Raw genomic sequence first — 12,375 nt, forward strand, 5'->3', positions numbered from 1 at the left:
GATAAAATGACAAAAGCAGAGATAAGAAAAATACTCGAAAGTCCTTACGATAGAAAAGTTTGGAAGAACTTTTTACAGACACAGTTTACAAATAATAAATTAAATGCTGAAGACAGAGTAATTACTTTAGCCGACAAAACTATTACTAAAAAATGTCTGAGCTTAGGAAATTATGAGATTAATGAATTTACTAAAATAGGAATTTTTGAGATTGAGCTTAATGAAAAAGTAAATCTTTCTAGAAACCGTGTTGCACTTCGTAATCTCATTAAAGATATTTCGTCACAGGTTGCAGGTGCTATGGTTGTTTTTGTACAGGGTGAAAAATGGAGATTCAGTTATATTAGCAAGAGAAAAATTAAAAATTCAGAAACTAACTTAATTGAAACCCAAGAAACTGCACCCAAAAGATATACTTATCTTTTCGGCAAAGGCGAAAAAGCACTTACAGCTGCTCAAAGATTTGATAAACTCATTCAAAAACAAAAAGAAAATTTATATCAATTTTTAAATCTTGAAGATTTTGAAGATGCTTTTTCAGTTGAAAAATTAGGAAAAGAGTTTTTTAAAAACTACAAAGAGATCTATGAAGATTTTGTAGAATATATAACCGGTTCTCGTTATGTGAAAAAGGGAGGAAAATGGACAGTTACAAAAGTGCATGATCCTCATTTCGATTTTAATGATATTTTTAAAAATGATGACAAAGCTGTTAGAGATTTTTTCAAAAGAATGCTTGGTCGTATTGTCTTTCTTTATTTTATTCAGAAAAAAGGTTGGCTTGCAGTAGAAAAAGGGAAAAATTGGGATGAGGGAAATTCAGAATACCTTTACCAACTTTATAAAAACGCAAAGTATAAGGAGCTTTTTTATAGTGATTATTTAGTTCCCTTATTTTTTGACACTCTTAATAATCCGCAGTCAGAAAATGAAAATCAAGATTTCCGTTTTCCGTATCTTAATGGTGGGCTATTTGACAGATCACAAGATTTTCAATATGATAAAATAGCTTTGCCATCATCTATATTTGATAAACTTTTTGAGAATTTTAATAATTTCAACTTTACAGTTTACGAAGATGCTCCAGATGAACATACCATTGCTGTTGACCCTGAAATGTTAGGGCATATTTTTGAAAACTTATTAGAAGATAATAAAGACAAGGGTGCATTCTATACACCAAAAGAGATTGTACATTATATGTCTAAAGAAAGTTTATTGGCATACTTAATCTCTAAAAATGAATTAGAAGGTGCTAAAAATGAAGTGGCTAAATCTGCAATTAGAAAAATAATTTCACAAGAAGAATTAGATGAATCTGAACTTAAATTTGCAGAAAAACAAGCTTTTAAAATTATTGATGATTTAAAGCAGGTAAAAATTTGTGATCCTGCAATTGGATCAGGAGCTTTTCCTATGGGACTTTTACAAGAAATTTTTAATGCACAAATTTTCTTGATGGAAATGTCAGGATTTACAAAAAAAGTTTCCGATGCAGAAATCAAAAAACATATTATAGAGGAAAGTATCTATGGTGTAGATATAGATCCTGGTGCAGTAGATATTGCTAGACTACGTTTTTGGTTAAGTTTGGTTGTAGATGAACCTAAACCGCAACCATTACCCAATCTTTCATTTAAAATTGTTTGTGCAAACACATTAGTTCCTTTAGGTCAACCCAAAGGAGATTTAGGTTTAACAAATGAAATCGCAGATGAAATCGAAAAAATTAGAGATCGGTACTTTGATGCCAATAAAGAAAATAAAAAAGATTTAGAACGAGAATTTAGAAATCTTCAAAACAAATTATGGACAACTTCAAGAGAATGGGCAACTGGAGAAGATGCAGAAATATACAAAAGAATAAGCGAGTTTAATCCTTTTGAAGATAAAAGCTGTTCTTGGTTTGACTCTTGGTGGATGTTTGGTATTAAGGATGGATTTGATATTGTAATTGGTAATCCACCGTATGGAGCTAAGCTTTCAAAAGATGAGAAATCTCTTTTTAAAGCATTATACAGCAATGTTCATATGCGGACTCCCGATACTTTTAATTATTTTATTTCTAAGTCTTTTATTTTACTTAAAGATAAAGGTATCCTTTCTTTCATTGTACCCAATAACTTGCTATTTCAAAATGAAAATACAAAAACCCGAGACCTACTTATTAATAAAAATTATTTAAAAAGAATAATAAATCTTGGTGATAACACCTTTGAAAATGCAGATGTTCCTACTTGTATTTTTGTTACAGTAAAAACTAGTATTGAGGACTACGAAATCGCTTACAGTGATAATCGTAAACAAACAATTTCTACAATTGACTTTGATCAAGCTCAAAAATTATTGTCTAATAAAGAAATCAGCGAAGTTCCTGATTTAGTTATTGGAGTGAGTAGTTCAACTGTAAAAATAATGAAAGATATTGCTGAAAAAAGCTGGACGGTTGATGAAATAGCATTAGAAGTAGCAAGCGGTATAAGCACTGGAAGTGATAAGGTATTTAGAATTACTGAGGAAGTTGCTCTAAATAAAGGCTTTGAAAAAGAAATTTTAAAGCCAATTTTAGTAGGTGGAGAAATTGATAAATACAGCGTAAACTATAAGGGAAATGTCTTGATTTATACTTCAAGAGAAACCCAGATTGAATCTTATCCTAAAATTAAAAATTATTTATTAGAATTTAAAGATAAATTATCTCAACGAAGTGAAAGTAAAGCAGGAATATTACCTTGGTATGCTTTGGGTAGACAGCGATATCCTGCACTTTTCGATGAAACAAAAATAATTCTTAGACAGACGTCAGACAATATTAGGGCAACATTAGATAAAAAGGCATATTACACTTTAAATAGCATTTTAGTATTTAAAATTGCTGAAAATTATAGTGTAAGTTATGAGTTCGCCCTGTTGTCGTTAAATAGTAAATTAAATAGTTTAGTTTATAAAAACATTACGCAAGAAGAAGGAAGAACTTTTGCTGAAGTTAAACCTCAAAATGTGCGTAAATTATTTATACCAAAAATTTCTGTGGAAGAGCAGAAAACATTTGATGTTCTCTGTAATTACCTCCTTTACTTGAATAATTCTCAAAATGACCCAATAAGTACTCGTATCAGCAATAAAGTCATTTCACAAGCCTTTGAAGATTTAGTAGATGCGTGCATCGTGGAAACTATTTATGCAGACGAGATGAAGAAACAAAATGTTCAAATTCTTGTGTATGTAAAAGGAATCATCGATGAGCTTTCAAATATGAATGTTGATATTAAACAACAAATAACAGATCTTTTCGTACATCTAACATCCTCACATTCCGAAGTTAGAAATCGTCTAAAATTAATGAGTTTAAAATGTCCTGATACTGTAGGAAAAATACTTAGTCCAAATGAAGAAGATTGATAAAATTATTTTTAAAAACTTCAAAGCTTTCAATGGTGAACAAGAGATAGATTTTAATTCTAAAAACTTGTTGCTTTACGGTGAAAATGGAAGTGGTAAGTCCTCCATATTTTGGGGTATCTACACTTTTTTGCAAAGCACCACAAAAAAACAAGATAAGATTAAAGACTATTTTGTACAGTTTGATGAAGCTAACCCGCTTACTTTTTCAAGCTTAAAAAATATATATGCTACTGCCACTGATGAAGCATTTGTTGAACTACATACCAGAGATGAGATAGTAGGAAATACTATTGTAGATCATATTAGATATACTGATTCTACTACGGATATTGATAAAAACAATTTATCAATATCAATGGCAAATGCCGCAAGTGATTTTATTAATTACAAATTTCTTCACAATTTCTACAATGTTACCCATAAGCAGGAAATTAATCTATGGAAAGTTTTTGAACATGATATATTTCCATTTTATCGAAGGACTGAGACAGATAAGTATTATCAAGAGGAGATTTTTAGTTTAACTAAAGGAGTTCCTAGAAGCCTTCGAACTGGAAGAAAGAGAAGCGGAGGTCCAAGAACTCAGTATGAGGAAAAAATTACAAATTTAAATGGAAGTATAGATTTATTTCTCGAAGAAATTCAAAACAATGCAAACTCTTTTCTAAAAGAATATTTTTTTGATAATAATGATAAAATTGAATTGAATCTCACCTTTAAAGATAAACTTGCTTACAACAAAATCGATAATAATAGGCATGACTACTCCATTATTTTATCTCTAAAGTTTTTTGACGAAGTAAATAATCGTTGGATTTCTATAAAAAGACCGCAATCATTTTTAAATGAGGCTCAACTAACAAGAATAGCAATAGCTGTCAGAATAGGCGCTTTACAGACCCGTGTAACAACTTCTGACTATAAAATATTGTGCTTAGACGATATGTTAATCAGCCTTGATATGGGAAATCGTGAAAAAGTTATTAAAACATTTTTAAATACAGATAAATTACCTGCATTAAACTATTTTGACGAATTCCAAAAAGTGATTTTCACACATGATAAAGCATTTTACAATCTTTGCAAACAGAGAATAAAATTAAGTTTGGATGAAAGTCAATGGCTTTTTAAAGAAATATATTTAGATACCTCAAAAGTACCACAAAGACCATATATTGAAAAAAACAGTGATTATTTTGAAAGAGCTGAAAAGCACTTAAAAGCTTTTGATTATCCAGCTTGTGCAAATGCACTGCGACAAGGATTTGAAAATATTATTTTTAATTTTTTGCCAGATAATAGTAAATTGACGATTGATAGAAGTACAAAAACTACTACAGGAAAACAATTTAATGACTTATTAACGGAACTAAAAAATATACATACTGCAAACAGTGTTTCAACTGATATTATTACTGATTTATTTGTTTATAAAGATCATATATTAAATCCTTTTTCACATGATAATATTGATACTCCTGCGTATAGAGAAGAATTAGAAAAATTACTGGAATTGGTTCCAAAAGTTAAAATATTACACACTGTAACCTTAAAAGAAATAAAGGATGCAAACTCAATTATTAAATTTATTGATACTGATTCAACTGGAGAACTGACTACGTATGAAATCTTTTTGAAAGAGCATCTCAAACAATTTACCCTTTTAGATGGAAACAAATATTTAAATAAATGTGAAGTAATTGTATTAAAAAAAATAAGCTCAGACGGAACTGTGACGCCTCTAGGTAATCAATATAAAAATTTAAAAAAATGTATAACTCGTTTATCTTCATTCTTGGGTAAAACATATGCAAATGACGATGAGATTATTTCAAAATTAGATCTTAATTAATGTGAAAACAAAATCTACAATTTTAAGGTTTTTAAATAATATTGAAATTGATTCTGACCATAGATATACCTCATGGGAAAATTGCTATGAAGCATTTCAAAAAAATAATAATAGAGAGACACTTTCAATACATCTTGCTTTTTACTTAGCAAGTTGGGGTATGTATCGAGGTTCAAGTGGTCTTCTTCAAAAAAATCATAAAGTTCATAATGGAGCTGTAGATATTATTTTAGATTATAAGCATTTGCAATGTTCTTCTTCCTTTGAAATATCCCGAAATAATATTAAAGATCTAAACGGGCTTATCAAAGAACTCGAAAAATATTATGGCTCTATATTGTTTACCAGAAATTATAAAAATTACAAAATCAATCCTACAATAACTCTTATCACGAAAGTAATAATGGGTACTTTAGGTTGTTTACCAGCTTTTGATAGATATTTTTTACATGGTGTTAAACAAGAGGATTATTGTTTTATTAATCTATCAGAATTTTGTTTAGAACATTTATTTCATTTTGTAGAAAATATTGAATACAATGAAATTTGTGAATGCCAAAATCTTCTTAATGAAAAAAGAGAAATGTTTTACCCAAAGATGAAAATTGTAGACATGTATTTTTGGCAACGTGGCTATGATGATATTTCTGATAAATATCAAAAAAATAATTGAATAAAGTCTTCGCTTGAAATTTCTGAATTTTGATTATTTTATGTGAAACGGACAAACGATAATTATGATTAGAATATATTGTGATAAAAACATCTACTCTTTCTTAAAAGAAGAAAAAAGAAATTTCAATCCACAACTTAAAGAGTTAATGGAAGATTTGAAGGATATTTTTATTTTTACATATTCGCACGCACATCATCAAGATTTATCAAATTCTGACGCTTCATTTTGGAAAGAAGATTTGGATCTGCTAGAAAAGTATGTAAAAAATCATTATTTTGATTATGACGGCATCAAAAGAAAAACGAACTGCCTATTGGCGAAACCGACAGAATCTTTTTACGATACAGATTTTACTGTTGCTAAAAATTTCCATAGTCCTACAACCAATATTATGGATTCTCTTTTTCCGACTATTGAAGGAGAGGAAGATGATGAATTTTCAAAAATAACGAAAAACCTTTTAGATAATTTATTCAATATTCCAATTCCTAATTTTCAAAAATCTGACTTAGACGAAAAGGAGAAACAGCTTTCCGAAAAATATTTACCAGAAGATGAAAATCTAACAGTTGGTTCTATGTTGGAACATTTTTTCAAATTTGGAAATAAGCTCTTGACAGATCGACATGAAGTAATAGAACTTAAAAAGATGATGGAAGAATATGTTAATAGTGACAAATACAGTTTTGAAAAATGGAAGGATCAATTTGATGAAAAATTTAAAGAAAACTTCGGAGGAAATAGCTTTACAGACATAATGAAGAAAACTTTTGAATCAGTTAACCATTATAATGATTATGATAAATTTATTCTTTTTTTCAATTCATTGGAACTACATAATGTAACGAAAGACAAACCCCTCAGGAAGTCACAATCATTAGGTAGTATAAATACAGATGCAAATCATGCTTGGTACGCATCATATTCTGACATTTTAGTTACTGATGATAAAGGACTAGCTACCAAAGCTTACCTAACATTTAAATTTTTTAAAATACAAACAAAAATTTACGATGTTAAAGAGTTCCTCAATAACAGAAATTTATTTCTACAACAAGAGGAAAATGATATTAAATCTTTTTTCGAAACATTAGATTATGAATTAAAAAACAGTTTAATCTTAAGCAATAATGACGATAATGCTACAGATCACTCAATAATTTTAAAAAATCATCATAAATTTTTTAATTACTTCAATAGAATCAGCTACAGTCAAAATTCAATAAAATTATATTGTCAAAGGTATTATAATTCTAATTTTATTATGTACAAAGAAGCTGAAATACTAACCAATAAACTAATTAACCTCTTTGGAGTAGATTTTGAAAACAAAGGTTATTATGATCTAGAAAAAGATGATCCAAATGATGATATAATTAGAGTTTGGAATTTTAAAAATACTGAAATTGTTCTTGGAACAGCATATAATAATGGTGGAGAATGCTATTGTTTAGATATAATAATTATTCCTACTTAGTAACAGCCCCCCTACTTAGCCCCCACAAAAAATTAACCCTTGAATACCAGCGCATTCAAGGGTTTAATTCGTGGTCCCACCTGGGCTCGAACCAGGGACCACCTGATTATGAGTCAGGTGCTCTAACCAACTGAGCTATAGGACCTCAAAACTTGGTTAAATTTTGTGATTGCAAAAATAGTAAAATTTCTTTCACTACAAAACTTTTTATTGCTTTTCTTGACAAAGTTCTACCAGTACCCCATTCGTGGATTTCGGGTGTAGGAAGACAACTAATTTGTTATCAGCACCTTCTTTCGGTTCTTCGGAGATAAACTGGAATCCTTCTTTTTTTAATCTTTCGATCTCCTCAAGAATATTTTCCACGCTAAATGCCAGATGATGGATGCCTTCGCCCCTTTTATCGATAAATTTTGAGATCGGACTCTCAGGATTACTCGCTTCTAACAGTTCTATTTTACTTTCTCCCGTTGCATAGAAAGAAGTCACTACCCCTTCCCTTTCCACACTTTCTTTTTTATAGGATTTTTTTCCTAATAATTTGGTAAAAAGCTCGTCAGAGACTTCCAAAGATTTCACGGCAATACCAATATGTTCTAGCTTCATAAATACTAATAAATATAATTAAATCGTAAATTTGATACCGGAGCTGAATTTCAAAGGTATCAATTCAAACAAAAGTACTAAATTTGCATAACTTATGGAAAGTAACAGACAAAGAAAAGTAGCACAGATCATTCAGGAAGACTTCGCAGAGCTTTTCCGCAAACAGGCTTCAGAAAGCAAGCAGAGTATATTAGTATCCGTTTCAGACGTAAAAGTATCAGCAGACCTTGGTGTTGCTAAAATTTATTTAAGCATTTTCCCTCAGGAATTCCGTTCTGCGGTCATGAAGGAAATTGAAGAAAATAAAGCTCAGTACAGAAATTTTATTGGCCAGAAAATGGGAAAACAGGTACGTATCATTCCCCAACTTAACTTCTACCTGGATACCGCTCTTGATGACGTTGAAAAATTAGAAAGAGAATTAAGAGGCGAAGGCGACAACCCGGTTTTATAAGATCTTGAAGAATATTGCATTTTACATAGCATCCAGATACCTTTTGGCTAAAAAAGGTAGTACCGCCGTGACGTTCATTACGTGGCTTTCGGCAGGCGCCATGATGGTTGCTGTGACTGCAATGTTCGTAATCATTTCCGTATTCTCCGGACTTGAAACCCTGAACAAAGACCTTATCTCCAATCTTCATGCAGACCTGACTCTTAAAAGTGCTTCAGGGAAAACGGTAAAAGATATTGACAAGGTTATTCATGTTTTAAAAAACAATAAAGCGATCAGCAATTTTTCCCGGGTAATTGAGGAAAAAGTGTATGTCAACTATAAAGGTAAGGGCGATATTGCTTATTTAAGAGGGGTAGACTCCGCTTATATAAAGGTCAATCCTATTAACGAGGATGTATTCTACGGAACGTATCCCAGTTTCAAATACTCCAATGAAGTATTGATGGAAACCAACCTGCACAACAGGCTTTCCATTCCTATTGATTCCACAAGCAATTATGCTACCGTTTTCATGCCTAAGCCGGGAACCGGGATCATCAACAAAGAGGAAGACATTTATAACAAAAGAGATTTTCTGGTTACCGGAGTTTTCCCTGGAAAAGAGCAACTGGACAGTTATATTATCGCTCCAATAGAACTTACCGAAGAACTTCTTAGTTTACCAAAGAAATCAGCATACCAGATTGTTATCAAATTAAAAAATCCGGAAACGGCTGATGCCGTCAAGCAAAGTCTTCTTACAGCATTGGGAAAAAATATTGAAATAAAAACCAAGGAAGAAGAAAATGCGGCCTTCTGGAAGATGATCAATACAGAAAAAATGTTCATCTACCTGATTTTTGCACTGGTTATTTTCATTACAACCTTCAACTTAGCCGGAGCCATTATTATCCTTCAAATTGATAAAAAAGAACAGTCAAAATCTCTTATTTCACTCGGTTTTCCACTGAGTCATTTAAGGATGACGTATTTTTATACGGGAATACTCATTGTAATTTCCGGAGTGATTTCGGGATTAATCGCAGGAACCATCCTTTGTTATTTCCAGCTTTATACTGAATTCTTCAGAGCCAATGAATTATTACCTTTCCCTGTAAAAATTGTTGGAAAAAATTATCTTATCGTAGCCCTCACAGCTTCTCTTTTTGGAATCATTATTTCGTGGTTCTTTTCCAGAATCAACAAAGACTATATTACTAAAAGTTAATATACTTGATCTAAAATAAAATCGCCTTCATTTTTGATTTTTCGTACCTTTACGGCCCAATTTTTTTTAAATGAAACGAATTTTATCCTTTTTTCTGCTGAGTTTTGCAATGATTGCTGTATCAGCGCAGGCACCTGCCACCTATTATGATGGAACTGCAGGTTTGACTGGTATAACTTTAAAAAACAAGTTAAGCCAAATTATCACGGACGGCCACCAGGCTAAAACTTACAATGGTTTATGGACGGCTTACCAGACAACCGATCGTGACTACTTCTATGAAAATGACGGATCTGTTTTAGATATTTATTCTGAAAATCCGACGGGACAAGATCCTTACAATTTTACGATCGGCACTAACCAATGTGGACAATACTCCGTTGAAAGTGACTGTTACAACAGAGAGCATATTGTTCCTCAAAGTCTCTTTGATGAGGCTTCTCCAATGGTGGCTGATGTCAACTTCATCAGAGCAACAGACGGAAAAGTAAATGGGATGAGATCTAATTATCCATTTGGAAAAGTAAACACTAGCCCATCTTTCACATCTCAAAACGGATCAAAATTAGGAACATCTGTATCTCCTGGATATACCGGAATTGTATTTGAACCTATTGATGCATTTAAAGGTGATGTTGCAAGAATGATCTTTTATTTTGTAACAAGATATCAATCTCAATTAGGAAACTTTACAAGCACCAACGGAACGGGAGGTATGCTTGGGACAACAGCATTTCCGGGACTACAAACCTGGGAGCTTGATCAGTTAAGGGCATGGCATGCAGCAGATCCTGTATCACCTGCTGAAATTTCAAGAAATAACGCGACTTACGAATATCAGAAAAACAAAAATCCATTCATTGATCATCCGGAATTTGTTGAGCTAATCTGGGGAACACAGGTTGTAGATACTCAGGCTCCAACTGCTGCTACCAATCTTATTACTCAGAATCCTACTTCCAGTACAATATCTTTAAGCTGGACTGCCGCTACAGATAATATTGGCGTTATAGGTTACGATGTATATGCAAACGGAGTATTACAAACTACAGTTTCAGGAACTACAGCAACGGTTCAGGGATTAACGCCTTCTACTACGTATACATTTTATGTAATTGCTAAAGATGCTTCAGGAAACGCTTCACCACAAAGTAATTCTGCAGACGGAACCACTCTGGCAGGACAACCTGGCGGAAATACAGGTTGTGGAACTGAAGATTTTGAAATGATTACTGGTGCTCCAAACACTTATGCAACAATAACGTGGACCAATAATAATATCAACTGGACTTCTACAGTTTCAAGAGCTGATGAAACTATGAATGGAAAAGCAATTACACTCAGAAACGGTACTTTAACAAGTTCCCCTATTTCAGGAGGCATTAAGAATTTAGAAATAAAGACACAGTTAAAATACGGAAGTACAGCAGGATCTCTAAACGTATTTATAAACGACGTACAGGTAGGTACTATAACATACACAGCTAATAAAACAGTATCTACATTGAATATCAACAATATCAATGTAAGCGGAAACATAGTGATTAAAATTGTTAATCCTGTATCTTCCAGTGGAAACAGAGTGGCTCTGGATGACCTTACCTGGACATGTTTCGGTGCCCTTGGAACTTCAGAGGTGAAAAAGGAAAAATCAGAATTCAGCATCTACCCTAACCCTGTAAAAAACAATGAATTATTTGTAAAAGGCGAAAACCTAAGCAAAATTTCAAAAGCTGAAATCTATGACCTTTCAGGAAAACTTATTGAAGTGATTGCCAATCCATTCAAAAACTCTAATAAGATCAATCTTAAAGGAATTACTAAAGGGAATTACATCCTAAAAACAGACAGTTTCTCTACAAAATTCATTGTAGAATAAACCGTAAAAAATATTTGAGAACAAAGACCGATTTATTCGGTCTTTTTTTTATTTTTGATCTATGGATTCCAATAAAAAACTAGGGCTGATAGGAAAGAATATTTCCTATTCCTTTTCCAAAAAATTCTTTGAAGACAAGTTTCAGAAGCTGATGCTGAAAGACTTTACCTACGATATTTTTGACCTGAATGAAATGAATGAAGTGGAAAACCTCCTTACTGATCCGGACCTTTTAGGATTCAATGTGACGATCCCTTACAAGGAAAAGATCATTGATTATCTTGATGGGCTTAGTGACGAAGCTGAAAAAATAGGCGCCGTAAACTGCGTTTTGATTAAAGACGGCAAAAAGACTGGCTATAATACCGATGCTTTTGGTTTTGAGAAAACCCTTCTGCTTCACAAGAAAATATACCACGACAAAGCTTTGATTCTGGGAAACGGAGGCGCTGCAAAAGCTGTGAAATATATCATGGATAAACATGAAATCCCATCCATTACCATTTCCAGAAATTCTGAAATTAATTTTAAAAATCTGGATACCGATACAGTTCGTGACCATAAAATCATCATCCAGTGCACGCCCGTTGGGACATTCCCCAATGTTGAGGACTGCCTCGAATTTCCTTTTGACGGTATCACTTCAGAACATCTGATCATCGATCTCATCTACAACCCAAACTATACTCAATTCATCATTAAAGCATCTGAAAAAGGAGCTAAAACCGTGAACGGATATTACATGCTTGAACAGCAAGCAGAAAAAGCTTGGGAAATTTGGAATTTTCAAAAAAAATAACCTAAATTAGTACCTTA

At 32.2% G+C, this 12,375-nt stretch carries 9 protein-coding genes and 1 tRNA gene; 8 read left to right on the top strand and 2 right to left on the bottom strand.

Features of this window, described 5'->3' with window-relative positions:
• Nucleotides 1–6 precede the first annotated feature (6 nt).
• The 4 genes from NZD88_RS06365 to NZD88_RS06380 all read left to right on the top strand — a co-directional run bounded on the left by NZD88_RS06365 (nucleotide 7) and on the right by NZD88_RS06380 (nucleotide 7,410).
• Nucleotides 7–3,402, top strand: a complete 3,396-nt coding sequence (locus NZD88_RS06365) for an Eco57I restriction-modification methylase domain-containing protein (protein WP_259828301.1) — start codon at nucleotides 7–9, stop codon at nucleotides 3,400–3,402.
• A complete protein-coding gene (locus NZD88_RS06370; RefSeq protein WP_259828302.1) occupies nucleotides 3,389–5,257 on the top strand; it encodes an AAA family ATPase in 1,869 nt (622 codons plus the stop codon). The genes NZD88_RS06365 and NZD88_RS06370 overlap by 14 nt, the downstream gene beginning before the upstream one ends.
• A gap of 1 nt (nucleotide 5,258) precedes the next feature.
• Complete coding sequence (locus NZD88_RS06375; protein ID WP_259828303.1) at nucleotides 5,259–5,930, top strand: hypothetical protein; 672 nt, start codon at nucleotides 5,259–5,261, stop codon at nucleotides 5,928–5,930.
• Nucleotides 5,931–5,994: 64 nt separating this feature from the next.
• On the top strand, nucleotides 5,995–7,410 hold the full coding sequence (locus NZD88_RS06380; protein ID WP_259828304.1) for a hypothetical protein: 1,416 nt from the start codon (nucleotides 5,995–5,997) through the stop codon (nucleotides 7,408–7,410).
• A gap of 71 nt (nucleotides 7,411–7,481) precedes the next feature.
• Here the strand turns inward: NZD88_RS06380 and NZD88_RS06385 are convergent.
• Both NZD88_RS06385 and mce read right to left on the bottom strand, forming a co-directional pair.
• Nucleotides 7,482–7,555 (bottom strand) — tRNA-Ile (locus NZD88_RS06385).
• A 62-nt stretch (nucleotides 7,556–7,617) separates the two neighbouring features.
• Nucleotides 7,618–8,016 (bottom strand): methylmalonyl-CoA epimerase, encoded by a 399-nt coding sequence (mce, locus tag NZD88_RS06390; RefSeq protein ID WP_259828305.1) that lies wholly within the window; start codon nucleotides 8,014–8,016, stop codon nucleotides 7,618–7,620.
• A gap of 94 nt (nucleotides 8,017–8,110) precedes the next feature.
• Here mce and rbfA point away from each other — a divergent pair, with 94 nt between their 5' ends.
• The 4 genes from rbfA to NZD88_RS06410 all read left to right on the top strand — a co-directional run bounded on the left by rbfA (nucleotide 8,111) and on the right by NZD88_RS06410 (nucleotide 12,358).
• Nucleotides 8,111–8,470 (top strand): 30S ribosome-binding factor RbfA, encoded by a 360-nt coding sequence (rbfA, locus tag NZD88_RS06395; protein WP_169235180.1) that lies wholly within the window; start codon nucleotides 8,111–8,113, stop codon nucleotides 8,468–8,470.
• A gap of 4 nt (nucleotides 8,471–8,474) precedes the next feature.
• A complete protein-coding gene (locus NZD88_RS06400) occupies nucleotides 8,475–9,680 on the top strand; it encodes an ABC transporter permease (RefSeq protein WP_259828306.1) in 1,206 nt (401 codons plus the stop codon).
• A 70-nt stretch (nucleotides 9,681–9,750) separates the two neighbouring features.
• Nucleotides 9,751–11,559, top strand: coding sequence for an endonuclease (locus tag NZD88_RS06405; protein ID WP_259828308.1), 1,809 nt, complete (start codon nucleotides 9,751–9,753; stop codon nucleotides 11,557–11,559).
• A gap of 61 nt (nucleotides 11,560–11,620) precedes the next feature.
• Nucleotides 11,621–12,358 carry a shikimate dehydrogenase family protein gene (locus tag NZD88_RS06410; RefSeq protein WP_259828309.1) on the top strand — a complete coding sequence of 246 codons (738 nt, stop codon included), beginning with the start codon at nucleotides 11,621–11,623 and terminating at the stop codon, nucleotides 12,356–12,358.
• The last annotated feature ends 17 nt before the right edge of the window (nucleotides 12,359–12,375 follow it).

Source organism: Chryseobacterium pyrolae (assembly GCF_025153485.1).
GTDB lineage: Bacteria > Bacteroidota > Bacteroidia > Flavobacteriales > Weeksellaceae > Chryseobacterium > Chryseobacterium antibioticum.